Annotated in this window: 28 protein-coding genes; all 28 read left to right on the forward strand. The window is 46.6% G+C overall.

What is annotated here, in order from left to right; all coding sequences use genetic code 11:
• Nucleotides 1–26: 26 nt before the first annotated feature.
• The 28 genes from LCM00_RS14800 to LCM00_RS14935 all read left to right on the forward strand — a co-directional run bounded on the left by LCM00_RS14800 (nt 27) and on the right by LCM00_RS14935 (nt 24,076).
• Nucleotides 27–248, forward strand: a complete 222-nt coding sequence (locus LCM00_RS14800; RefSeq protein WP_224903488.1) for a flagellar FlbD family protein — start codon at nt 27–29, stop codon at nt 246–248.
• On the forward strand, nt 238–666 hold the full coding sequence (gene fliL, locus LCM00_RS14805; RefSeq protein ID WP_224903491.1) for a flagellar basal body-associated protein FliL: 429 nt from the start codon (nt 238–240) through the stop codon (nt 664–666). Before LCM00_RS14800 ends, fliL begins: the two co-directional genes overlap by 11 nt.
• 44 nt (nt 667–710) lie before the next feature.
• The gene (fliM, locus tag LCM00_RS14810; protein WP_224903494.1) at nt 711–1,709 is read left to right on the forward strand and encodes a flagellar motor switch protein FliM; all 999 of its coding nucleotides are present in this window, start codon (nt 711–713) and stop codon (nt 1,707–1,709) included.
• Nucleotides 1,699–2,925 carry a flagellar motor switch phosphatase FliY gene (fliY, locus tag LCM00_RS14815; protein WP_224903497.1) on the forward strand — a complete coding sequence of 409 codons (1,227 nt, stop codon included), beginning with the start codon at nt 1,699–1,701 and terminating at the stop codon, nt 2,923–2,925. The genes fliM and fliY overlap by 11 nt, the downstream gene beginning before the upstream one ends.
• Nucleotides 2,926–2,946: 21 nt before the next feature.
• Entirely contained in the window at nt 2,947–3,309 is a 363-nt protein-coding gene (locus tag LCM00_RS14820; protein ID WP_009795890.1) for a response regulator, read from the forward strand.
• Between the two features lie 28 nt (nt 3,310–3,337).
• Complete coding sequence (locus tag LCM00_RS14825; protein ID WP_224903500.1) at nt 3,338–4,027, forward strand: flagellar biosynthetic protein FliO; 690 nt, start codon at nt 3,338–3,340, stop codon at nt 4,025–4,027.
• Nucleotides 4,024–4,689 (forward strand): flagellar type III secretion system pore protein FliP, encoded by a 666-nt coding sequence (gene fliP / locus LCM00_RS14830; RefSeq protein WP_224903502.1) that lies wholly within the window; start codon nt 4,024–4,026, stop codon nt 4,687–4,689. Before LCM00_RS14825 ends, fliP begins: the two co-directional genes overlap by 4 nt.
• A gap of 13 nt (nt 4,690–4,702) precedes the next feature.
• A complete protein-coding gene (gene fliQ, locus LCM00_RS14835) occupies nt 4,703–4,972 on the forward strand; it encodes a flagellar biosynthesis protein FliQ (protein WP_224903505.1) in 270 nt (89 codons plus the stop codon).
• Nucleotides 4,973–4,976: 4 nt separating this feature from the next.
• Entirely contained in the window at nt 4,977–5,759 is a 783-nt protein-coding gene (fliR, locus tag LCM00_RS14840; protein ID WP_224903507.1) for a flagellar biosynthetic protein FliR, read from the forward strand.
• On the forward strand, nt 5,756–6,838 hold the full coding sequence (gene flhB, locus LCM00_RS14845; protein WP_224903510.1) for a flagellar biosynthesis protein FlhB: 1,083 nt from the start codon (nt 5,756–5,758) through the stop codon (nt 6,836–6,838). The genes fliR and flhB overlap by 4 nt, the downstream gene beginning before the upstream one ends.
• A 112-nt stretch (nt 6,839–6,950) precedes the next feature.
• On the forward strand, nt 6,951–8,987 hold the full coding sequence (flhA, locus tag LCM00_RS14850; protein ID WP_224903512.1) for a flagellar biosynthesis protein FlhA: 2,037 nt from the start codon (nt 6,951–6,953) through the stop codon (nt 8,985–8,987).
• Nucleotides 8,984–10,135, forward strand: coding sequence for a flagellar biosynthesis protein FlhF (flhF, locus tag LCM00_RS14855; protein ID WP_224903514.1), 1,152 nt, complete (start codon nt 8,984–8,986; stop codon nt 10,133–10,135). Before flhA ends, flhF begins: the two co-directional genes overlap by 4 nt.
• Nucleotides 10,128–11,000, forward strand: coding sequence for a MinD/ParA family protein (locus LCM00_RS14860; protein WP_224903516.1), 873 nt, complete (start codon nt 10,128–10,130; stop codon nt 10,998–11,000). The genes flhF and LCM00_RS14860 overlap by 8 nt, the downstream gene beginning before the upstream one ends.
• Nucleotides 11,001–12,092: a protein-glutamate methylesterase/protein-glutamine glutaminase gene (locus LCM00_RS14865; protein ID WP_224903519.1), complete on the forward strand. Its 1,092-nt coding sequence runs from the start codon at nt 11,001–11,003 to the stop codon at nt 12,090–12,092.
• Between the two features lie 20 nt (nt 12,093–12,112).
• On the forward strand, nt 12,113–14,146 hold the full coding sequence (locus LCM00_RS14870) for a chemotaxis protein CheA (RefSeq protein WP_224903521.1): 2,034 nt from the start codon (nt 12,113–12,115) through the stop codon (nt 14,144–14,146).
• A 43-nt stretch (nt 14,147–14,189) separates the two neighbouring features.
• Nucleotides 14,190–14,654, forward strand: a complete 465-nt coding sequence (locus tag LCM00_RS14875) for a chemotaxis protein CheW (protein ID WP_318247618.1) — start codon at nt 14,190–14,192, stop codon at nt 14,652–14,654.
• Nucleotides 14,647–15,303: a chemotaxis protein CheC gene (locus LCM00_RS14880; protein WP_224903525.1), complete on the forward strand. Its 657-nt coding sequence runs from the start codon at nt 14,647–14,649 to the stop codon at nt 15,301–15,303. Before LCM00_RS14875 ends, LCM00_RS14880 begins: the two co-directional genes overlap by 8 nt.
• A complete protein-coding gene (locus LCM00_RS14885; RefSeq protein ID WP_224903526.1) occupies nt 15,296–15,793 on the forward strand; it encodes a chemotaxis protein CheD in 498 nt (165 codons plus the stop codon). The genes LCM00_RS14880 and LCM00_RS14885 overlap by 8 nt, the downstream gene beginning before the upstream one ends.
• A 252-nt stretch (nt 15,794–16,045) precedes the next feature.
• Nucleotides 16,046–16,807 carry a FliA/WhiG family RNA polymerase sigma factor gene (locus LCM00_RS14890; RefSeq protein ID WP_224903527.1) on the forward strand — a complete coding sequence of 254 codons (762 nt, stop codon included), beginning with the start codon at nt 16,046–16,048 and terminating at the stop codon, nt 16,805–16,807.
• Between the two features lie 68 nt (nt 16,808–16,875).
• On the forward strand, nt 16,876–17,181 hold the full coding sequence (locus LCM00_RS14895; RefSeq protein ID WP_224903528.1) for a hypothetical protein: 306 nt from the start codon (nt 16,876–16,878) through the stop codon (nt 17,179–17,181).
• A 9-nt stretch (nt 17,182–17,190) separates the two neighbouring features.
• Nucleotides 17,191–17,796, forward strand: a complete 606-nt coding sequence (locus LCM00_RS14900) for a hypothetical protein (RefSeq protein WP_224903529.1) — start codon at nt 17,191–17,193, stop codon at nt 17,794–17,796.
• Between the two features lie 147 nt (nt 17,797–17,943).
• Entirely contained in the window at nt 17,944–18,645 is a 702-nt protein-coding gene (gene rpsB / locus LCM00_RS14905) for a 30S ribosomal protein S2 (protein WP_009795872.1), read from the forward strand.
• A 91-nt stretch (nt 18,646–18,736) separates the two neighbouring features.
• The gene (tsf, locus tag LCM00_RS14910) at nt 18,737–19,618 is read left to right on the forward strand and encodes a translation elongation factor Ts (protein ID WP_224903530.1); all 882 of its coding nucleotides are present in this window, start codon (nt 18,737–18,739) and stop codon (nt 19,616–19,618) included.
• Between the two features lie 105 nt (nt 19,619–19,723).
• Nucleotides 19,724–20,449: a UMP kinase gene (gene pyrH / locus LCM00_RS14915; protein ID WP_224903531.1), complete on the forward strand. Its 726-nt coding sequence runs from the start codon at nt 19,724–19,726 to the stop codon at nt 20,447–20,449.
• Nucleotides 20,449–21,006 carry a ribosome recycling factor gene (gene frr, locus LCM00_RS14920; protein WP_009795869.1) on the forward strand — a complete coding sequence of 186 codons (558 nt, stop codon included), beginning with the start codon at nt 20,449–20,451 and terminating at the stop codon, nt 21,004–21,006. The genes pyrH and frr overlap by 1 nt, the downstream gene beginning before the upstream one ends.
• A 288-nt stretch (nt 21,007–21,294) precedes the next feature.
• Nucleotides 21,295–22,071: an isoprenyl transferase gene (locus tag LCM00_RS14925; RefSeq protein WP_224903532.1), complete on the forward strand. Its 777-nt coding sequence runs from the start codon at nt 21,295–21,297 to the stop codon at nt 22,069–22,071.
• 19 nt (nt 22,072–22,090) lie between these two features.
• Complete coding sequence (locus tag LCM00_RS14930) at nt 22,091–22,888, forward strand: phosphatidate cytidylyltransferase (RefSeq protein ID WP_224903533.1); 798 nt, start codon at nt 22,091–22,093, stop codon at nt 22,886–22,888.
• A 45-nt stretch (nt 22,889–22,933) separates the two neighbouring features.
• Nucleotides 22,934–24,076 carry a 1-deoxy-D-xylulose-5-phosphate reductoisomerase gene (locus tag LCM00_RS14935; RefSeq protein ID WP_224903535.1) on the forward strand — a complete coding sequence of 381 codons (1,143 nt, stop codon included), beginning with the start codon at nt 22,934–22,936 and terminating at the stop codon, nt 24,074–24,076.
• The last annotated feature ends 199 nt before the right edge of the window (nt 24,077–24,275 follow it).

Here is a 24,275-nt window from a genome sequence, read left to right on the forward strand (position 1 = left end):
GGCTTCCTTCAGTCCTGGCGCTTAAAATGATTACTGTTACAAGGCTGAATGGAAAGACATTTACAATTAACGCTGTTTATATAGAAACGGTCGAATCTTTTCCCGATACGACTATTACACTGGCCAATGGAAGAAAGTATGTGGTGAAGGATGATGAGGACTCTGTGAAAAGGAAGATTATCGAGTTCTATCAGTCTATCGGATTGCTTGGGCAAAAACAGCTGGAGGGAATGGAAAATGAAGAATAATAAGCTCTTAATGATCATGCTGTTTTTGCTCATAGCTATCACTCTGGTTGGTGCGGTGGCATTGGTCGTTTTCATGAAATATACAGACGGTGCAGAGGCAAAAGAGCCTTCAATTGAAGAAGTGCTGGAAGCATCTGTAGACATCAACCAGATTACAACGAACCTGGCCAGCGATGATTTTATACGCATCTCCTTCAAGGTTGAGACTGACAGCAAAAAGGCGAAGGAAGAGCTCGAGAAGAGGGATTTCCAGGTCAAGAATATTATCATCCAGGAGCTTTCAGAGAAGAAGGCGGAAGACCTGCAGGGCAAAGAAGGAAAAATCAGCCTGCAGGAGGACCTTAAATCGAAAATTAACAGCCTGATGCAAAACGGAAAAGTAGAGAGTGTCTATATCACTGAGTCTCTCCTCCAATAATCCGGATTTTCCTCGGCAGATTACGAAGATGGAGGTGAGGGTTCATGTCTGGTGAGGTTTTATCGCAAAATGAAATTGACGCACTGCTTTCCGCTATATCAACAGGGGAAATGGATGCAAATGAATTAAAGAAAGAACAGTCTGAGAAGAAAGTGAAAGTTTATGATTTTAAGAGGGCACTCCGGTTTTCAAAAGACCAGGTCAGGAGCCTGACCAGGATTCACGAAAATTTTGCCCGTCTATTGACGACCTTCTTCTCGGCGCAATTGAGGACATATGTCCAGATCTCTGTGGCTTCGGCCGACCAGATACCATATGAGGAATTTATCAGATCAATTCCTAAAATGACGATATTGAATGTATTCGAGGTACCCCCGCTTGACGGAAGGATCCTGATGGAGGTCAACCCTAATATTGCCTATGCGATGATGGACCGGATGATGGGCGGCAGGGGTTCGAGCATCAATAAAGTCGATACATTGACAGAAATCGAGACAAAGATCATGTCCAATACTTTTGAACGGGCATTTGAGCATTTGAGGGAGGCATGGAGCACGATTAACGAAATCGATCCTTTCCTTGCCGAATTTGAAACCAATCCGCAGTTTCTGCAGATGGTCTCACCTAATGAAACGGTTGTCGTCATATCGCTGAACACCATGATCGGCGAAACAAGCGGGATGATTAATATTTGCATTCCCCATGTTGTGCTTGAGCCTATCATTCCCAAGCTTTCTGTCCATTACTGGATGCAGACAGAGAAAAAGGAAAGGGAGCCTGAGGAGCTCGGCAGGCTTGAGGACAGCATACAAAAGGCACTGGTGCCGGTTTCCGCAGAACTGGGTTCTGCCGATATTTCCATCCAGGATTTCCTGATGCTTGATCTCGGGGATGTCATTGAGCTGAACCAGGCGATTGACCGTCCGCTGACTATCAAAATCGGGGATATCCCTAAATTTACGGGGCAGCCCGGTAAGGCGAATAAAAAGCTGGCTATTCAAATACTTGATACATTGAAGGGGGGAGACAGCGATGATGAGTGACGATATGCTCTCGCAAGATGAAATAGATGCCCTTTTAAGAGGAACCGACGACATAGAAGAAGATGATAGTTTTTCAGTTGAAGATTACCTCTCCATGATGGAGCAGGATGCGCTTGGTGAAATCGGGAATATCTCTTTTGGCAGTTCTGCCACTGCTTTATCTACACTTTTGAATCAAAAGGTTGAAATAACAACCCCGACTGTTTCTGTCATATTAAAAAGAAAGCTGCAAGAAGAATTCCCGCATCCGTATGTGGCCATCCAGGTCAGTTATACAGAAGGGTTCTCAGGAAGCAATCTGCTTGTAATCAAACAATCAGATGCTGCAATCATTGCTGACCTTATGCTTGGGGGAGACGGGATAAACCCGGCTGATCTGCTTGGCGAGATCCAGCTGAGCGCTGTGCAGGAAGCAATGAACCAGATGATGGGTTCTGCTGCGACTTCCATGTCCACCATTTTCAGCAAACGGGTTGATATTTCGCCTCCATCCATTGATATTCTGGATGTGCAGCAAGGGGAAGGGACAGATAGGATCCCGGATGAGGATATGCTTGTAAAGGTATCTTTCAGGCTGAAAATTGGGGATCTGATTGATTCAAGCATCATGCAGGTGGTCCCGCTGGAATTTGCAAAAAGGCTAGTTGAAGAGCTTATGAATCCAGGTGCGCAGGCTGAAAACCCGGCTGCAGATTTGAGCAAGCCGGAACCCGTGCAGACACAGGAGCCTGCATTCCATCAGCCGCCTGCAGAACCAATGCCTGACATGGCAGCGGCCCCTCAAGGCTATGGACAAGGAACAGGGCAGTACGCAGGGATGGAACCTCAAATACAGCGCCAGACTGCCCAAACGGCTCCCCAGCATCTTGGGGCCCAGTATCCAGGAGGCCAGGCGCCGCAGGTTCAGCCTGCTGTGTTTTCAAGCTTCGAGCCCCATCAGCTTCAGGAGGCAGAAACAAAGAATCTGAATATGCTTCTTGACATACCTTTACAGGTTACTGTAGAGCTGGGAAGAACTAAACGGTCTGTTAAGGACATTTTAGAGCTTTCCGCAGGATCTATCATTGAGCTGGACAAGCTTGCAGGGGAACCGGTCGATATTCTGGTAAACAGCCGCCTTATCGCAAAAGGTGAAGTGGTTGTAATAGAAGAGAACTTTGGTGTCAGGGTCACAGATATCATCAGCCAGAGCGACAGGATCAAAAATTTAAGATAACTAATATGGGGGTTAAGTATTATGGCACAGAAGATTTTAATAGTGGACGATGCGGCATTCATGCGAATGATGATTAAGGACATCCTGTCCAAGAACGGCTACGATGTTGTCGGCGAGGCAGCGGATGGCGCCCAGGCTGTAGAAAAATACAAAGAAACACAGCCTGACCTTGTGACAATGGACATTACGATGCCGGAAATGGATGGCATCACTGCACTGAAAGAAATCAAAAAGCTTAATCCTTCTGCAAAGGTCATCATGTGTTCTGCAATGGGTCAGCAGGCAATGGTTATTGATGCTATCCAGGCCGGAGCAAAGGATTTTATCGTTAAGCCTTTCCAGGCTGACAGGGTTTTGGAAGCTATCTCAAAAACCTTAGGCTAAAAGCAATTTTAAAAATAGAGGGTGCATCATGTTGCAAATAGTTAAACAATTGCTCATAACCCTGCTTCTTGCTGCAGCTGCTCTGCCGGGCCTTCAAACTGTGGTCCATGCAGAGCAGCTGAATAACAGCGTCAAAGACTGCTTAGAGAAGAAGGCGGGAGATTGCGCAGAGCCTGCAAAGGGAGCCGGCTCGGCTGCAGAAGGAGAAGGATCAGGCGGGGTTGGAATTAACAGCTGGGATATAGCTAAGATGATTTTTGCAACAGCATTTGTCATTGGCCTGCTATACTTCCTTCTGAAATTCATCAACAAAAAAAGCCGTTCCTATAAATCTTCCCAGCTTGTCGAAAATCTCGGCGGCGCTTCGCTTGGAGCCAGCAAAAGCATTCAAATCATCAAGGTGGGCAGGCAGCTCCTTGTAGTAGGTGTGGGTGATAATATACAGCTGTTGAAAGAAATAGATGATGAAGAAGAATATCATCAGATCCTCAATGATTATAACAACAAAATGGAACAGCTTGTTCAGCCAAGCGATATTGTGACAAAAGTGATTCAAAGAGCAAAGGAAGCCAGAACGGCAAACGCGGCTAAAATAAAATCTGCTGAAGGCAGGAATGGCGATTTTCAGTCTGTCTTAAAAGGACAGCTGGAAGAGCTGAGCAAGGAGCGCAAGAAAATTCACCAGGAGATGGAGCAGAAGGGGCCAAAAGATCAATGAATGAATTTATGGAATTTTTCAATGCAAGCGCCCCTGATAATGTATCCACTTCAGTAAAAATGCTCCTGCTGCTGACGGTTTTATCGCTGGCGCCAAGCATATTGATTTTAATGACATGTTTCACCAGGATCATCATTGTTCTTTCTTTTGTCAGAACGGCGCTTGCTACCCAGCAAATGCCACCCAACCAGGTGCTTGTAGGCCTCTCGCTATTTTTGACATTTTTTATCATGGCACCTACCTTCCAGGAGGTGAATGAACAGGCACTGACTCCGCTTTTTAATGAGGAAATCAATCTTGAACAGGCCTATGAAAAAGCTTCTGCTCCCTTCAAGGACTTTATGAGCGCTCATACAAGGCAGAAGGATTTGGCTTTGTTCCTGGAATATTCAGGTGCAGAAACGCCGGAGTCCATCCAGGATATTCCGCTGACCGCACTGGTTCCGGCATTTGCCATAAGTGAGATAAAAACCGCTTTCCAGATTGGATTCATGATTTTTATCCCTTTTCTTGTGATTGATATGATAGTTGCCAGTGTACTCATGTCCATGGGGATGATGATGCTTCCGCCGGTCATGATATCACTGCCTTTCAAAATTCTGCTGTTCGTTCTTGTGGATGGATGGTATCTCGTGGTCAAATCTTTACTACAAAGTTTTTAAGCAGGTGAGTTAAATGAGTCCCGAAACGGTTATATCGATCGCAGAGCAAGGGATAATGAGTGTTATATATATAAGCGGGCCGCTTTTGGTGCTTGCGCTTGTCGTGGGGCTGATTGTCAGTATCTTTCAGGCGACAACCCAGATCCAGGAACAGACCTTGGCATTTGTGCCAAAGATCGTTGCTGTCCTTCTCGGTGTTGTTTTTTTCGGTCCGTGGATGCTCAGCCATATGCTTTCTTATACAAATGAAATATTTTCAAATCTGACTAGATTTGTAGGATGATGACATGCTAGATTTACTCCCGGCGTTTCCTGCTTTTTTACTGATATTTGTAAGAGTGACTTCATTCTTTCTGCTGATGCCGCTCTTTTCTTACCGGTCAATCCCGAACACACATAAAATTGGACTGGGCTTCTTTCTTGCCTGGATCATTTTTTATACAGTGGATGCCCCGGTATTGGAGATCAACGGCGCGTATTTTCTGCTTATTATGAAAGAAGCACTGGTTGGACTTGTTATAGGCTTTATATCATATTTAATCCTTTCAGCCATTCAAATAGCAGGCGGACTGATCGACTTTCAGATGGGTTTTGCCATCGCCAATGTGATCGATCCGCAAACAGGAGCGCAAAGCCCGCTCATGGGCCAGTATTTATACACAATTTCGCTGTTTTTCCTCCTGATGGTCAACGGGCATCACTTGCTCATTGACGGTATTTTCTACAGTTACCAGGCCATACCGCTCGACCAGCCGTGGATTCCATTCGGGAATGAAGCTATGGCGGAATATATGCTGAGGGCCTTTAATTCGATGTTCATATCGGCATTCCAGATGTCTGTGCCGGTGGTCGGCTGCCTGTTCCTGGTGGATGTAGCACTCGGGATTGTAGCAAGGACCGTTCCCCAGCTGAATGTGTTTGTAGTCGGGCTTCCACTGAAAATCGGCGTCAGCTTCATTGTTCTTGTCGCTGTTATGAGTGTCATGCTATATGTGGTGTCCCAGCTTTTCGGAGCGATGGCCAGTACAATGAAAGGTCTGATGGATCTGATAGGGGGAGCGTCTGGATGAATAGGATCAGGCTGGATCTACAATTTTTCAGCGGAGAGAAGACAGAAAAGGCCACCCCTAAGAAACGTCAGGACTCCCGTAAAAAAGGTCAGGTTGCCAAAAGCCAGGATGTTAATACAGCTGTAGTTCTGCTGGCTGTATTCCTGTTTCTCCTGTTTGCAGGCGGATATTTAAAAAATATCATCATGTATTTGCTGACGCACTCTTTTCAGGAATTCATGCTCATGGAACTGACAGAAAGCAATGTACAGGCAGTCTTCCTGGCAGTCATGAAGGAATTGGCTTTGTTTCTGGGGCCGATCATGCTGATTGCCATGATTGCCGGGGCAGCGGCCAATTATATGCAGGTTGGATTTTTATTCTCAACCGAAGCCATCCAGTTTAAGCTGGAGAAAATCGATCCCATTAAAGGATTTAAAAGGATTTTTTCAATGAGGGCCATTGTGGAGCTGCTGAAGTCGATCTTAAAGATCGGTTTTGTCGGTGCCGTCACATTTGTGGTTTTGTGGATGCGGATTGATGAAATCCTGATGCTTTCACAGAAATCTCCGGGGGCTGCGCTGATCACTTTGGCCAGTCTCACAGTGCAGATGGGCTTATTTGCATCAGCTGCGCTTCTTTTTTTATCTGTCCTGGATTATCTCTATCAGAAGTATGATTTCGAAAAAAACATCCGTATGTCCAAGCAGGATATAAAGGATGAATATAAAAACATTGAAGGCGATCCTTTAATCAAGTCAAAGATCAAGCAGAAGCAAAGAGAAATGGCGATGAGCCGCATGATGCAGGAAGTGCCGAATGCTGATGTGATCATCACCAATCCTACCCACTTTGCCATTGCCCTGAAGTATGACGAAGACAAGCAGGATGCCCCGTATGTGGTGGCAAAAGGCGCAGATTTTGTCGCACAGAAAATTAAATATATAGCTAAAGAAAATGACGTTATTACGGTGGAGAACAGGCCGCTGGCAAGGGCCCTGTACTCCCAGACCGAAATTGGCAGCACCATACCTGAGGAGTTTTTTAAAACGGTTGCGGAAATCCTCGCTTATGTATACCGCACCAAGAACAAAATGTAGCAGCAATGAGGCCTGAAGGATCGGCCATGGAAATGCTGCCGATTGAAGCGGCGTTCTTAGTCTGCGTTCCATCGAACCAAGTGCCTTACGCATTTCTGTTAGGAGAGAGATTATGTCTGGTAGAGATTTATCGGTTGTCGTCAGTGTGATCCTGATTGTCGCCATGCTTATCATACCGTTTCCATCGTGGCTGTTAAGCATTTTGATCATCATGAATATATCACTGGCGCTTCTCGTTTTGCTGATTTCCATGAATATGAATGAACCGCTGCAGTTTTCCATCTTTCCATCGCTCCTGCTGCTGCTGACATTATTCAGGCTTGGACTGAATGTATCCACGACCCGGTCTATTTTATCTAAGGGTGAAGCGGGCGGCGTCGTTGAGACGTTCGGTACATTCGTTGTCGGCGGCAATGTAATCGTCGGGATGGTTGTTTTCCTTATCCTGATTATTATTCAATTTATCGTAATTACAAAAGGATCTGAGCGTGTTTCAGAAGTTGCGGCAAGATTTACACTCGATGCAATGCCAGGAAAGCAGATGAGCATCGATGCTGATCTGAATGCCGGGATGATTTCTGAGCATGAAGCAAGGGAAAGACGGGAAAAGGTCAGCAGAGAAGCTGATTTCTATGGCTCTATGGATGGGGCGAGCAAATTTGTAAAAGGGGACAGTATTGCCGGGATCATCATTGTCCTGATCAACCTTATATTCGGGATTGTCATAGGCATGATGCAGCAGGGACTTGGCTTTGCTGATGCGGCCAGCCGCTATTCGCTGCTGACAGTGGGGGACGGTATCGTCAGCCAGATCCCTGCATTGCTCATTTCAACCGCGACAGGGATTGTCGTGACACGGGCAGCATCGGAAGGGAATCTGGGCAAGGATATTACTTCACAGATACTCGCATATCCAAAGATGCTTTATGTAACCGGAGCGACGATATTCCTGCTTGGACTGTTTACGCCTATCAGCAATATCCTTACCTTCCCGATCGCCGGATTATTTGTTTTTGGCGGATTTATGTTATCAAGGGTGAAGGAGCCTGATAAAGAGCAGCTTCAGGAGATAGAGGAAGAGCTTGAAACGGATGAAATGAAGAGTCCGGAAAGCGTGGTCAGCCTTCTGAATGTCGATCCGATTGAATTTGAGTTCGGGTATGGGCTTATCCCGCTTGCCGACGCCAATCAGGGCGGAGACCTTCTGGACAGGATCGTGATGATCCGCAGGCAGCTTGCGATTGAACTGGGGCTTGTCATTCCTGTGGTGAGAATCAGGGATAATATTCAGCTGCAGCCGAATGAGTACAGGCTGAAGATCAAAGGCAATGAAATGGCCCGCGGTGAGCTGCTTCTTGACCACTATCTGGCCATGAGCCCCGGGATTGAAGATGATAGCATCGACGGGATTGATACGGTCGAGCCTTCCTTTGGGCTCCCTGCCAAGTGGATTACAGAGGAAACGAAAGAACAAGCAGAAATTTTCGGCTACACGGTAGTGGATCCCCCTTCTGTGGTCTCTACCCATATTACTGAAGTCATTAAAGCGAACGCATATGATCTGCTCGGAAGACAGGAGACAAAGCAGCTGATTGACCATCTGAAGGAAAGCTACCCGATCCTTGCAGACGAAGTGACGCCAAATCCATTGTCAGTTGGCGAAGTTCAAAAGGTGTTAGCCAAGCTCCTCAAGGAGAATGTCTCTATCCGCAACTTGCCGATCATCTTTGAAACGCTGGCTGATTTTGGCAAGGTGACATCTGATACAGATCTGCTTACTGAATATGTAAGGCAGGCGCTGGCACGTCAGATCACCAACCAATATTCCGTACAGGGCGATTCTCTCAAAGTTGTTACATTATCAGGAAAAATTGAAAAGCTGATAGCAGAGGGCATCCAGCAGACTGAGCATGGGAATTATCTTTCAATGGATCCTGCCGTTTCACAAAGCATCCTGGAATCGATCGCTTCCCAGGTGGAGCAGCTTTCCATCATGGATCAGTCGCCTATCGTTCTTTGCTCGCCGGCAGTAAGAATGTATGTCAGACAATTGACAGAACGGTATTTCCCGCTCGTGCCGATTCTTTCATATAATGAACTGGAAGCAAATGTAGAAGTACAAAGTGTAGGGGTGGTGAACATCGATTGAAAGTAAAAAAATTCACGGCACCTTCAATGCCGGAAGCAATGAAAATCATCCGCGAAGAGCTTGGCAGCGATGCAGTCATCCTGAATTCCAAAATGGTGCAGACGAACGGATTTCTAGGGTTCTTTAAAAAAAGGAATATTGAAGTCATTGCTGCAATAGATCCTGATTCTGTTCCCGGCCAGCAAAAGGAAGTATTGAAAGAAAAAATGATCGAGCCTCCGCCTGTTAAGGCTGCTGAATCTTTTCCAAAAGCAGGGGGACCGACTTCGGGAGAGCTGGCAGCTGAAATCCGGGAGCTTAAACGTTTAATGCAGCAGTCCTCTGCCGGAGGGAGCTTTAGTGCACTATCTTCCCTGCCGCTTCCGCTCAAAAAAGTGCAGGAAGACCTGGCAGGCCAGGAAGTGGAACCTTCAATCATTGAAGAGCTCCTGGAAAAGCTTTTGGTAAGGTGGTATAAATCTGATTCAGAACCGGATTTTAACAAGGTTAGCGGCTGGCTGAAGGAACTTTTGACAGCAAAGCTCGGCTCAGCCGAATTTGGCGCCATTACATTTGATCACAAAATCATAAACTTTGTCGGACCTACAGGCGTTGGAAAAACGACTACTCTGGCTAAAATAGCAGCTGAATGTGTGATAAAGCAAAAGAAAAAAACCGCCTTTATCACTACAGATACGTATAGAATTGCTGCCATCGACCAGCTGAAAACATATGCGGATATTCTCGATGTTCCTATGGAAGTATGCTATACAGAAGAAGATTTCAAGGCGGCAGTAGAAGCTTTTAAGGATTTTGACGTCATTTTGCTTGATACAGCCGGACGGAATTTCCGCAACCCGAAATATGTCCAGGAGCTTAAAAGCCTGCTGGAGGCAGAAAGCAGCCTGACTTATCTCGTCCTATCCTTAACATCCAAGCAAAGGGATATGGAAGAAACAATCAAACAATTTTCAGTTGTGGATATTAATAGGTTCATATTCACAAAGGCAGATGAAACGTCGACTTTTGGACCGCTGCTTAACATAATTGACAAAACAGGAAAAGGGGCAGCCTATCTGACTACCGGCCAGAATGTCCCGGATGATCTTGTGCCCGCCGGCCCGAAGACAATAGCCGCGGCGTTAATGGGAGAATCAAAGTATGACTGACCAGGCAGAACAGCTTAGAAGGAAACTGATGATCGGGGAAGATAAGGCTGCAGCAAAGACTATTGCTGTAATAAGCGGGAAGGGAGGAGTAGGGAAATCGAATTTTTCCCTGAACTTCGCCCTTTCGCTCCAGGAAAAAGGGCATGCTATTCTGCTGCTGGATCTTGATATCGGAATGGGGAATATAGATGTCCTGATGGGCCTGGCTTCTCCCTATTCTGCTGCAGATTATTTTGCAGGCAATGCTTCTCTCGAGAAGATAATTTCTGTGGGACCTCATGGGCTGCATTACATAGCAGGGGGAACAGGCCTTTCTCAGCTGGCCGATATATCCGCACCGGTGCTTGACCAATTTTTCAGGGATTTTTCTGACCTGTTTTCCAGATATGAATATATCATCCTGGATATGGGTGCTGGAATCAGCAGCCAATCTCTTCATTTTATCCTATCAGTGAATGAACTGATTGCAGTAACGACCCCTGAGCCGACTTCTTTGACCGATGCTTATGCTGCTTTGAAGTTCATCCATCTCAGGGACGGGAAGATGCCGGTGCATATAGTCGTCAATAAAGCAGAAACAGAGAAGGAAGCAGTCTCGGCATTTAACAGGATCGCAAATGTAATGGAAAGCTTTCTGGGAAAAAAGGTCACAAGGCTTGGAGCTGTACCTGATGACCGCAGTGTCCAGCAGGCAGTCAGGAAGCAGACACCATATCTGCTCTATAAAAGAAGCTCGGCAGCTTCAAGGGCCACTCTGGACATAGCCGATTTTTTCCTGCAGCAGAATGGAAAGCAGCAGGCGGACGGGAAGCTTCCATTTATGTCCCGGCTAAAGCAATTGCTGTTTGAAAAAGGGAGGAGCTAGATGGGCAAGATCAATGTACTCGTAGTGGATGACTCTGCTTTCATGAGAAAGCTTATCTCTGACTTCCTCTCTGAGAATGAACAAATCAATATATGCGGAACCGCTAAAGATGGTGAAGATGCATTAAAGAAGATAGAGGAACTGAAGCCTGATGTCGTTACCATGGATGTGGAAATGCCAAAGCTGAATGGACTGGATGCTTTAAAGAGAATCATGGAAGTTCATCCGCTTCCTGTCGTCATGCTGGCCAGTGCCACCAAAGAGGGCGCAGAAAAGACCATGAACAGCATACAGCTCGGGGCTGCCGATTTTATATCCAAGCCTTCAGGTTCTATATCACTGGACTTGTTCAAAATTAAGCAGGAGCTTGCAGAAAAGGTCATTGCTGCAAGCAGGATATCAGCTGCCAAACTGGCAGACAAGCCTTTATATGGAAAAAATACTATTAAGCTATACGAAAATTATAGTAAAATAGAACCAGAGACTTTCGGACCGCTCCTCAAGCCAGGCAGAATGCCCGCAGCAGACAAGCTTGTGTGCATAGGGACCTCAACCGGCGGGCCGAGAGCGCTTCAAAAGGTGTTTTCCAAGCTTCCAGGGACCTTGGATGCACCAGTCCTTGTTGTCCAGCATATGCCCCCGGGCTTTACCAAGTCATTGGCTGACAGGCTGAATCTCTTGTCAGAACTGTGTGTAAAAGAAGCCGAGCATGGTGAATTGCTGAAAAAAGGGACAGCTTACATAGCGCCCGGCGGACTGCACCTGACAGTACAGCAGACCAAAGCCGGCTTGATTGCTGTCTTGAGTGAAGCACCGCCGGTCAATGGGCACAGGCCATCAGTAGATATGCTGTTTGAGTCGGCAAGCATGGTTGGAAATTGCCATATAATCGCTGTGATCCTGACCGGCATGGGTTCGGACGGAACGAAAGGACTGGCGGCAATCAAACGCAAAGGAAATGCTTCTGCTATTGCAGAATCAAAAGATTCAGCGATTGTATTTGGAATGCCGAGGACGGCAATAGAAACTGGACTTGTTGATAGTGTTGCGAATATAGAAGTAATTGCTGAAAAAATAAAGAGCTATGTTTAATTCAGAGGGGTGAACGCGCCATGGAAATGAGCCAATATTTAGAAGTATTTATCGAAGAAAGCAGGGAGCATCTGCAAGCGATCAATGAACATCTGCTTGAACTTGAAAAGAATCCTGCCGATTTGAAAATCATCAATGAAATATTCAGATCTGCCCATACGTTAAAAGGGATGTCTGCCACAATGGGTTATGAAGACCTGGCCAGTCTGACCCACCAGATGGAGAATGTCCTTGACGCTATCAGGAACCAAAAGATAGGCGTAACGCCTGAACTGCTGGATACCGTTTTCCTGGCAGTCGACGATTTGGAAGCAATGGTATTGTCCATTTCAGAAGGCGGGGATGGAAAACGCGACGTCAGTACGGCGGTTAAGCAGCTGGAGCTGATTGAAAATGGCCAAAGCCCTGTACTTGAGTCGCGGCAGGAAGCTGCGGCCGGGGCGGTTGCAGAAGCAGAAGTGCCTGCAGAGCTGAAAGGTGATTATGATGAATTTGAACGGACTGTGCTCACCCAGTCAAAAGAACAGGGATTTGACGTTTTCGAAGTTTCAATCTCTTTGAGGGAAGATTGCCTCCTGAAGGCTGCCAGAGTATTTATGGTCTTTGAAATATTGGAGAAGTCCGGTGAAATCATTAAGTCCTATCCTCCTGTAGACCAGCTCGAGGAAGAACAATTTGATTCAGCCTTTACGGTCACTCTGGTTACAAAGGAACCAAAAGAAGAGATTCAGGCGAAGATCATGAAGGTTTCAGAAATTGAAAAGGCAGAAATCATAAACATAGACCTGACGCCTGCCAAGCCGGCTGAAGAAGAACCGGCGCCAGCAGCTGCTGCAGCCGGCAGCCTCCAGCCTGTGGAAGAATCAAAAGAAGACAGCAGGAATGGTGCACCGGCCAAACAGGCAAGCAGCAAAACGATCCGGGTGAATATAGAGCGTCTGGATATATTGATGAATCTGTTTGAAGAGCTTGTCATCGACAGGGGGAGGCTTGAGCAGATTTCGAAAGAGCTGAACAACCAGGAGCTTCACGAAACAGTTGAAAGAATGTCCCGCATCTCAGGAGACCTTCAGAATATTATTCTCAATATGAGGATGGTGCCTGTTGAAACGGTATTTAACCGCTTCCCTCGGATGGTCCGCCAGCTGGCAAGGGATCTGAATAAAAAAATTAATCTTGAAATCATCGGGGCGGAAACAGAGCTGGATAGAACGGTTATAGATGAAATCGGCGATCCTTTGGTACATTTGATACGCAATGCACTGGACCACGGAGTTGAAACGCCGGAAGTCAGGAAGGCGAACGGAAAAAGTGAAGAAGGTACAGTCGTTCTGAAAGCCTACCATAGCGGCAACCATGTCTTTATTGAGCTGATCGATGACGGAGCTGGCATAAACCGGGATAAAGTCCTGCAAAAGGCTGTCAAAAATGGCATTATAACTGAGCAGGCAGGCGCTTCCTTAACAGATAAACAGGTGTACGAGCTCATTTTTGCATCCGGTTTTTCAACTGCTGACAAAATTTCAGATGTTTCCGGCAGGGGCGTAGGCCTTGATGTGGTGAAAAGCACCATTGAATCATTGGGCGGAACAGTCACGATTGATTCGCAGGAAGGAAAAGGCTCAACCTTCTCCATCCAGCTTCCGCTGACGCTTTCCATCATTTCTGTCATGCTGATTGAAGTACAGAAGGAAAAGTATGCAATTCCTCTTTCTTCTATTATCGAAACGGCAATCATTAAAAAAGAAGATATTATGAATGCCCACAACCAGAAAGTCATAGATTTCCGCGGCAAGGTCGTTCCGCTTCTGTTCCTGAAGGATGTATTCGATGTTCCTGTGCATTTGGAGGAAGATGGATACTATTCAGTGGTCATCGTCCGCAAAGGGGATAAGATGGCTGGACTGGTAGTCGACTCATTTATTGGACAGCAGGAAATCGTGCTCAAATCACTCGGAGGCTATCTGAATGATATTTTTGCGATATCCGGAGCTACTATCCTGGGGGATGGGCAGGTTGCATTGATTGTTGACTGCAATGCTTTAATAAATTAATAGACTGGCATGAAAGCTACTGCCAATTCAGGGAGTGTATGAAATGAGTGAAACAATGACCGCAGATTTAAAACTGATCATTTTCTTATTAAAAGATAAAGAATATGCGATACCGGTCTCTCAAGTAAGATCAATCGAGAAAGTGCAGCATATTACAAGGGTGCCCGGGGCCGCCTCCTCTGTCAAAGGAGTGATCAATCTGCGCGGCGTGGTTACCCCGATCATTGACCTGAGGACAAGGTTTGGCCTTGAACAGAAAGATTACAGTGACAGCACAAGGGTTATCATTGCATCGGCAGGTGAGATGGAAGTCGGCCTCGTGGTTGACGGGGCCAATGATGTGATCGACGTATCCGAAGATTCAATAGAACCTTCGCCGAACGTGATCGGCGCCGAGGAGGCGGAGTTCATAAGCGGTGTCGTCAAAGTGGAAAAACGCCTGCTGATTCTGATAGACCTTGGAAAGATTCTGGAAGGCGGAGAAATGATGCTGGCAGGCCATGAGTGAGCAGACCGGCAGCTTTCTGAGCGGCATTTCCTCCCTGCACCTTGATCTGCTGAAGGAGATCGGCAATATTGGGGCTGGGCATGCTGCAACCGCCCTGTCAACTTTGCTGGATAAAAAGATTGATATGAGAGTCCCGAATGTAAAGGTTGTCTCCTTTGATGAAATGATGGAAATGGCGGGGGGCCCGGAAAATGTAGTTGCCAGCGTATTTCTAAGGATCGAGGGCGATGCCCCAGGAAGCATGTTCTTCATCCTTCCGGTGGAGCAGGCTGAATCCTTCATCCGGCAGATGACTGGCGATGACAGGTTTCAGCTGGCAGAACCGCCTTTTGATGAAATTGGGCTGTCAGCACTGCAGGAAATGGGCAATATCCTGGCGGGCTCCTATTTGACCTCACTTTCTGATTTTACAAATCTTTCACTCTATCCTTCAGTGCCTGCACTCGGAATCGATATGGCAGGAGCAATCATCAGCTTCGGGCTTATAGAGCTTTCGCAGGTGAGCGACAGCGCCATTGTCATTGAGACAGCTTTGACTGAAGTGGCACCGGCTGTGACGCATACAGTAAAAGGCCATTTTTTTCTGCTGCCGGATCCCTGCTCCTTCGAAGTGATTTTCAGCTCTTTGGGAGTATCGGGCGATGAATGAAAGTGTCAGCATCATCAAGGTCGGTATAGCAGATATGAAAATTGCATCTATGCCGGACATACTGCGCACCTCGGGGCTTGGCTCCTGCGTAGGAGCGGCGGTATATGACCAGTCATCAGGCCTCGCGGGGATGGCGCATATCATGCTGCCGGATTCTTCGCTTGCGAGAGCCGGTTCAATCAATAAGCTGAAGTACGCCGATACAGCGATTGAAGAACTTGTACGGCAGATGGCCCGGCACGGGGCAAGTGTGGGGTCCCTAAAGGCAAAGATTGCAGGCGGGGCGCAAATGTTTCAATTTACTTCAGGCAGCGACCTGATGAGAATCGGACCGAGAAATGTGGAAGCAGTCAAAACAGCCCTGCAGGTGCATCATATCAGGCTGATTGCAGAGGATGTCGGGGGAAACAGCGGCAGAACAATAGAATTCAGCCCAAAGACGTCCATGCTCCAGATCAAGACCGTCAATAAAGGGGTCACTGAGCTGTAAGGCAATACTCCGCGGCCATGAAAATAAATTTATAGAAACGATCCATCTTCTGAAAAAAGTCAGCCATTTGCATGGGGCTGATTTTTTTCCGCTTTTGGCCCAGTGAAAAAACGGGTGAGCTGGTTCCTCGAATATATAGGAAATGTTTCCTGAATCTGAGAATTTCGACAGCTGCAATACTAATAGGAAAGCAATTTTGATATAATTTACAAATACTACACCGGGCTTGCGCTTAAGGAGGTATACGTACGAATGCATGAACAATCATCTGATGAACAAGCATATTGGGCATTATGGCAGCAATGCCGTGATGCTGAGGCCGGCAATTTTCTTGTAAAAAGATATATGCCTCTAGTGAGCTATCATGTTCAGAGAGTCTCTGCCGGCCTCCCGAAAAATGTTTCCAGGGATGAGCTGAGGAGCCTCGGCTTGATGGGGTTGTATGATGCGCTTGAAAAGTTCGATCCCACAAGGGACCTGAAGTTTGATACGTACGCTTCCTTCCGGATCAGAGGATCGATTATAGACGGGCTGAGAAAAGAGGACTGGCTTCCAAGGAGCACAAGGGAAAAAGCAAAAAAGATCGAAGCGGCAGCTGAAAGGCTTGAGCAGCATCTAATGAGAAAGGCGACTGCAGCTGAAATCGGGAAGGAAGTGGACCTCCACGAAGAAGAAGTGCAGACTGTCATGAGTGAGCATTTTTTCGCTAATGTCCTGTCGATGGATGAACAGCCGCAGGATCAGGAGGAGAAGGATGGAGCAACCTTTATCCTAAAGGACCATCGGGCAGTCGTCCCGGAGGAGAAGGTGGCAAAAGATGAGCTTCTGTCTGAGATGGCCGGCGCTGTTTCCTGCCTGAATGAAAAAGAACAATTGGTCATCAGCCTCTTCTATAAAGAAGAGCTGACACTGACAGAGATTGGCCAGGTGATGGGGCTGTCCACTTCAAGGATTTCCCAGATCCATACAAAAGCCATATTCAGCTTGAGGCATACACTTCAGAAGATCATGTGAATGGCTTGGCCCGAAGGTTTCATGCACTGCTGATAACAGCAGGAGCGATCTGAAGGGAAGTGTCCTATATGAGTTTGAAGCTGATTGAAATGCAGATTGCCCTTCCAAGGATGCAGGATGCATCCAAGATCCAGGAGCAGCTGCAGCAGAGAGGCCAAATGATGAATGATCAGGCGGCAAGGGCGGTGCAGAAGCAGGGGGAGAAGGACAGGAAGTCTGTCGTGAAGAAGCATTCCCGGCTCGAGGCCGGCTGGCAGAAGGAACGCAGCCCGAACAGCCGCGGATCGCTGCCCGAAAAAGCAAGGGAAGAAAAGGATGAAATAGGGAAAGAGATTCATCCTTACAAAGGAATATCAATCGATTATAGAAGATAGAGGGATTCAATGACTATTTTTCTGCTGGCAGTCAGTTTGATTATCAATCTGATTCTCATTTTTGCAGTGGCTCTATTGTATATGCGCCAAAATCGCCTTTTTGAAATGGAAAAAAGGCAGGGACAGTCTTTCAGGGAAGTGGAAGACAGCATAGCCGCTTTCATAGTGGAAATAAAAGAAGATAACGAAAAACTTTTGAGGAATATTCAAAAAAACTCCCAGCCTGCAGGGGATGTTCATTCTGAAGCAAATGGGGCTGAAGCTGTCCAAGCGGCAGATGCCGGAGCAGGACTGAAAGGTCCGCCCGCACCCAATCTGCGAAAAGGGTCCGCGATGCAGAAAGCTGTCCATGCTTATAGCAAAAAGAAGGAGCAGATGCCGGAGCAGGGCCTGCTTTTTCCTGAGGATATTGTCGAGCTTGGGGAAGCTTCCCGGAGCGGGAATGAACCTTCCCCGGCAGAACCTCAAGCTGGCGGACAGGCAGACGGATCCATCCTGGAACAGGCCCAAACCCTTCAGGAGCAGGGCTTTGCCGAAGAGGAGATAGCCAAAAAACTCGGCAGGGGAAAAACTGAAATATCACTATTATTGAAATTTCGTCAAAATCGGCAGTAATAACTTGATTGTAAAAGTCACTTGTGCTATATTTACTCATGGTGTTAATACACACGCCTATGGATTCAGGCAATTGGTGCTGTTTTGTACAGTTTTTGACTGAAGATGATATGGGCGGAGGCAAACAAACCATTAGGAGGAACTAACATGTCAGTAATTTCAATGAAACAGCTGCTTGAAGCTGGTGTACACTTCGGTCACCAGACTCGCCGCTGGAACCCTAAGATGAAGAAATATATCTTCACTGAGCGTAACGGCATCTACATCATCGACCTTCAAAAGACGGTCAAGAAAGTAGAAGAAGCTTATAACTACGTGAAAGAACTTGCTGGTAACGGCGGAACTATCCTTTTCGTTGGTACAAAGAAGCAAGCTCAGGATTCTGTTAAGGAAGAAGCTCTCCGTTCTGGTATGTACTTTGTAAACCAGCGCTGGTTAGGCGGAACTTTAACTAACTTTGAAACAATCCAAAAGCGTATCACTCGCTTGAAGGACATCGAAAGAATGTCTGAAGACGGAACTTTCGAAGTGCTTCCTAAGAAAGAAGTTGTACAGTTAAGAAAAGAACAAGAACGTCTTGAGAAATTCCTTGGCGGAATTAAAGATATGAAGACTCTTCCAGACGCTCTATTCATCATTGACCCGCGCAAAGAGCGCATTGCTGTTGCAGAAGCTCACAAGCTGAACATCCCTATCGTCGGCATCGTTGATACTAACTGTGATCCGGACGAAATCGATGTTGTTATCCCTGCAAACGATGATGCAATCCGCGCTGTTAAGCTTCTGACAGGTAAAATGGCTGATGCTATCCTTGAAGCTAAGCAAGGGGAAGAAGTAACAACTGCTTAATGTCTGTAAAGGTGATAATAGGGAGCACCCTTTATCACCTTTTTTTAAAGAAAATATGAATTGATTACATATATTTAAGGAGGATTTCAATATGGCAATTACTGCTCAACTCGTTAAAGAATTGCGTGAAAAGACTGGCGCTGGAATGATGGACTGCAAAAAGGCGCTTCAGGAAACAGATGGTGATATGGAAAAAGCAATCGATTTCCTTCGCGAAAAAGGAATCGCTAAAGCTGCTAAGAAATCTGACCGCATCGCGGCAGAAGGGACAACTTACATCCTTGCAGAAGGCAATGAAGCTGTCATCCTTGAAGTGAACTCTGAAACAGATTTCGTTGCGAAAAACGAAGGCTTCCAAGTTCTTGTAAAAGAATTGGCAGAGCACCTGCTTAAAAACAAGCCTGCTTCTGCTGAAGAAGCTTCTTCACAAACGATGGAAAACGGTGCAACTGTTGAAGCGCACATCAATGCTGCAATCGCTAAGATCGGTGAAAAGCTTTCCCTTCGCCGTTTTGAAGTGAAAAGCAAGACTGACAGCGACGCTTTCGGTGCTTACCTGCATATGGGCGGCCGCATCGGCGTTCTGACTGTTCTTGAAGGTTCAACTGATGAGCAGGCTGCTAAAGACGTAGCTATGCACATCGCTGCATTGAACCCTAAATATGTGTCACGCGATGAAGTTTCTGCTGAAGAAGTAGAGCGCGAGCGCCAGGTTCTGACTCAGCAGGCTCTAAACGAAGGCAAGCCTGAAAACATCGTTGCTAAAATGGTAGAAGGCCGTTTGAGCAAATATTTCGAAGACGTCTGTGTCCTTGACCAGGCATTCGTTAAGAATCCTGACCAAAAGGTCCGTGACTTCGTAAAATCAACTGGCGGAACTCTTCGCGAATTCGTTCGCTATGAAGTAGGGGAAGGCATTGAAAAGCGCGAAGATAACTTCGCGGAAGAAGTTATGAACCAGGTGAAAAAATAATAGATAAAAGCCGTTAAATCTGCTTTTTATGAAGGTAATCGGGGAACACATTGTGTTCCCTCTTTTTCAAGAAATCATGTAATTCCAATACATATGGAGGTTCTTATGAGCAGCCCTAAATACAAACGAGTTGTCTTAAAATTAAGCGGTGAAGCTTTAGCAGGAGAGCAGGGCTTCGGCATTAATCCTTCTGTCATCAAGTCGGTCGCACAGCAGGTGAAGGAAGTTTCCGATCTTGGAGTCGAGGTGGCGGTCGTCGTAGGCGGCGGCAACATCTGGCGCGGGAAGATCGGGGAAGAGATGGGGATGGACAGGGCGAATGCAGACTATATGGGCATGCTTGCAACTGTCATGAATTCCCTTGCCCTTCAGGACAGCCTTGAAATGCTGGATGTTGAATCACGCGTTCAGACATCCATTGAAATGCGCCAGGTTGCAGAGCCTTATATCCGCAGGCGTGCAATCCGCCATCTGGAAAAGAAGCGTGTCGTGATCTTCGCAGCCGGCACTGGCAACCCGTATTTTTCAACAGATACTACGGCAGCATTGCGTGCTGCTGAAATCGAAGCTGAAGTTATCTTAATGGCGAAAAATAATGTAGATGGGGTATACTCCGCAGATCCTCGGTTAGATGTAAATGCGGTTAAATATGAAGAATTGTCTTATCTTGATGTCCTGAAAGAGGGGCTTGCCGTAATGGATTCTACAGCTTCCTCTTTATGCATGGACAACAATATTCCGCTTCTTGTATTCTCAATTATGGATAACGGCAATATTAAGCGTGCCGTATGCGGTGAAAAAATCGGAACGATCGTCAGGGGGAATAAATAATGCCAAAACAAGTTATTTCAAACTCGAAGGAACGTATGACAAAAGCAATCCAGGCGTATTCACGGGAGCTTGCAAGCATCCGTGCAGGCCGGGCAAGCGCTTCGCTTCTTGACAGGATCACTGTGGATTATTATGGGGCGCCTACACCGGTCAACCAGCTTGCCGGAATCTCCGTGCCTGAGGCCCGCCTTCTCGTCATCCAGCCTTATGATAAGAGCATTCTGGGAGAAATCGAAAAGGCGATCATCAAATCTGATCTTGGCCTGAATCCTACTAATGACGGGAATCTGCTCCGCCTTGCCATCCCTGCCCTGACTGAGGAACGCAGGAAAGAGCTTGTGAAGGTAGTCAAAAAAGAATCAGAAGATGCAAAGGTCGCAATCCGAAATATCCGCCGCGATGCCAACGATGATCTGAAGAAGCTGGAGAAAAACGGCGAGATCACAGAAGATGACCTTCGCGGCTATTCAGATGACATCCAGAAGATGACAGATGAGCATATCACTAAGGTCGACAGCATCACAAAAGACAAAGAAAAAGAAATTCTTGAGGTTTAATTCTTTTTCCGGGTTATATCAGCTAAATATACAAGAACCCTCTATGTATATAGGGGGTTCTTTTGCTCATATGGCGATATGGAGCACAATTAGGGCATCCTGCAATAATTGCGCTGCTTTCTTGTATTCTTATTTTTATTATGTTTACATATTCTTTTTTATAGAGATATCTTTATTTATTTTTGGTATGATAAGAACGTGCGGATTTTGGGAATAGGCAAATCGTACATTTTGGGGAAAGATCTTTTTTCGGAGGATAAGAGAAACGCATTTTGAAGGAGCCGTCTTATGTTAAATAAAATTAAAAAATGGAAGAACCAAGCACCTTCTTCCGATCTCCGAGAGCGCATAATAAAAATAAGGGAACAAAAAGTACCTTCTCATGTAGCGATAATAATGGATGGGAATGGCCGCTGGGCCAAAAAGCGGGCCTTGCCGAGAATAGCGGGGCACCATGAAGGGATGAAGGTGGTCAGGAGGACGACTAAACTTGCCAACGAGCTCGGAATCAAGACTCTGACCCTTTACGCTTTTTCGACTGAGAACTGGAAACGTCCGAAGCTTGAAGTGGATTATCTCATGAAGCTTCCGGAAGAATTCCTGGGGACTTTCCTGCCTGAACTGGTTGAGGAAAATGTCCGTGTCCAGATGATAGGCTATAAAGATAAGCTTCCGGGCCATACACTCAGAGCGATTGAAAAGGCTATGGAAGAAACAAAGGACAATGATGGCCTCATTCTGAATTTTGCTCTCAATTACGGCAGCCGGGCAGAAATACTCGAAGCCGTCAAACAGGTCTTAAATGATTGCCAAAGTGGCATAATGGAAGAAAGCGAATTAAATGAAGAAGTTTTTTCAGCCTACTTAATGACTGAAGGGCTGGAAGATCCCGATCTTCTGATCCGGACAAGCGGAGAAATCCGCCTGAGCAATTTCATGCTGTGGCAGCTGGCTTATACGGAGTTCTGGTTCACAGATGTATTATGGCCCGACTTCACTGAGGGAGAATTGCTCGAGGCCATTGAGGTGTTCCAAAACCGGCAGAGGCGGTTCGGAGGAGTATAATAAAGGTGTTGAAAACTAGATGAAGCAAAGAATCATAACAGCGATCATATTTGGAGCTATACTAATCCCTGTTGTCATATACGGAGGGACACCGGTTGTGCTGCTTGCCTATGTGCTTGCCGCCGCGGCTTTATTTGAAGTATTGAAAATGCGCAGGCTTAAGATGTTATCAGTGCCGGGCATTATTGCACTTGCCTTACTGTGGGGGCTGATGCTTCCTGATGGTGCAAAAGAATGGCCGGCATTGCAGTTTGCTGCCGGATCAAAAACGGAAATCGGCCTGCTTGCTGTCCTGCTTTTACTGACCTATACTGTAGCATCAAAGAACAGGTTCACTTTTGATGATGCAGCCTTTTCAATTCTTGCATCGGTATATGTGGGGATTGGCTTCTACTATTTTATTGAAACACGTGAAGCAGGCATTTTATTTATTTTTTTCTCTTTATTCATTGTATGGGCAACAGATTCCGGTGCTTATTTCATCGGGAAAGCCATGGGGAAAAACAAGCTTTGGCCTGAGATCAGCCCGAATAAAACAGTGGAAGGCTTTATAGGCGGGGTAGTATGTGCAGTCGTCGTTGCAGTTCTGTTCGTCCTGCTGACTGATATAGACGCAACACTGCTGCAGCTTACTTTGATCACGATAGTTCTGTCTATCTTCGGCCAAATAGGAGACCTGGCAGAATCAGCGCTAAAGAGGCATTATGAAGTGAAAGATTCCGGGACAATCCTTCCTGGGCACGGCGGCATCCTGGACAGGTTTGACAGCCTTCTATTTGTCTGGCCGCTTCTGCATTTCTTTCAGCTGCTTAACTAGCCGGGAGAGAGTCTAGCTTGTTGAAACAATAGGAGTTGAACATTAGTGAAATATATTAGTTTAATGGGGGCAACCGGTTCTATCGGCACCCAGACCCTTGATGTGATAAGGGAGCATCCAGAGCAATTCAGCCTGGCCAGCATGAGCATCGGCAGGAACCTTGAACTTGGCAGGAAGATTATTGGGGAATTCAAGCCGGAGCTGGTTGCGGCTGCAGAGAAGCATGATGCAGACACACTAGCAGGCGAGTTCCCGGGAATTAAGTTTGTCTATGGCCAGGAAGGGCTTATTGAAACAGCCGTACATCCAAAAGCAGATGTCCTCGTTAACGCGGTCCTTGGCAGCGTAGGCCTTCAGCCGACCCTGCAGGCCATTGAAGCCAAAAAAACGATTGCGATTGCCAACAAGGAAACCCTTGTCACTGCAGGCCATATCGTTATGGATGCAGCCAGGAGAAACGGTGTGGAGCTTCTTCCTGTCGACAGTGAGCACTCTGCTATCTTCCAGGCGCTTCAGGGGGAAAAAGAGAAGAATATCGATAAACTCATCCTTACAGCGTCAGGGGGCAGCTTCCGGGATAAAACAAGGGAAGAGCTCAAAAATGTGACTGTTGAACAGGCCTTGAACCACCCAAACTGGTCCATGGGAGCAAAAATAACCATTGATTCTGCAACAATGATGAATAAAGGGCTCGAAGTAATTGAGGCCCATTGGCTGTTTTCCATGGCTTATGAAAAAATTGAAGTCCTTCTCCATAAAGAAAGCATCATCCATTCTATGGTGGAATTTCATGACAGCTCTGTCATCGCCCAGCTGGGGACGCCGGATATGAGGGTGCCCATACAATACGCCCTGACATATCCGGACCGTCTTCCCCACAGGACAGGCAAGAAGCTTAACCTGGCAGAAATCGGACAGCTTCATTTCCAGGAGATGGACTACAGCCGATTCCGCTGCCTTCAATTCGCATTTGATGCCGGCAGGCGGGGAGGCACACTTCCTGCCGTCCTGAACGCAGCTAACGAAGCGGCGGTTGCAGCTTTCCTGAAAGGGAAAATCACTTTCCTCCAGATAGAGGATCTAGTCGAAAAGGCTATGGAAAAGCATGCTGTTTCAGATAACCCGGGACTCGAGGAAATCCAGGAAGTTGATCGTCAGACAAGGCAGCTGGTAAACTCGCTTCTATAAGCTGGTGTTCAGTACAGGAAAGAGGAGATCCAAAGAGGGTTTTTGCGCTTGAAAATTGCCGGTTTTCCGGCTCCAGGCACCATCTGCCCCAGGGCATAACCGAAATGGCCATAACAGCAAAGTGCAAACCTTTAGGCCAGCCCTTGAAGCCCGCTGGATGCGAGCCAGGCAGACTGCCGCACAATGCGGACGCCCTTTC

Origin of the sequence: Bacillus infantis, from assembly GCF_020171945.1 — a bacterium.
GTDB classification, from domain to species: domain Bacteria; phylum Bacillota; class Bacilli; order Bacillales; family Cytobacillaceae; genus Bacillus_AB; species Bacillus_AB infantis_A.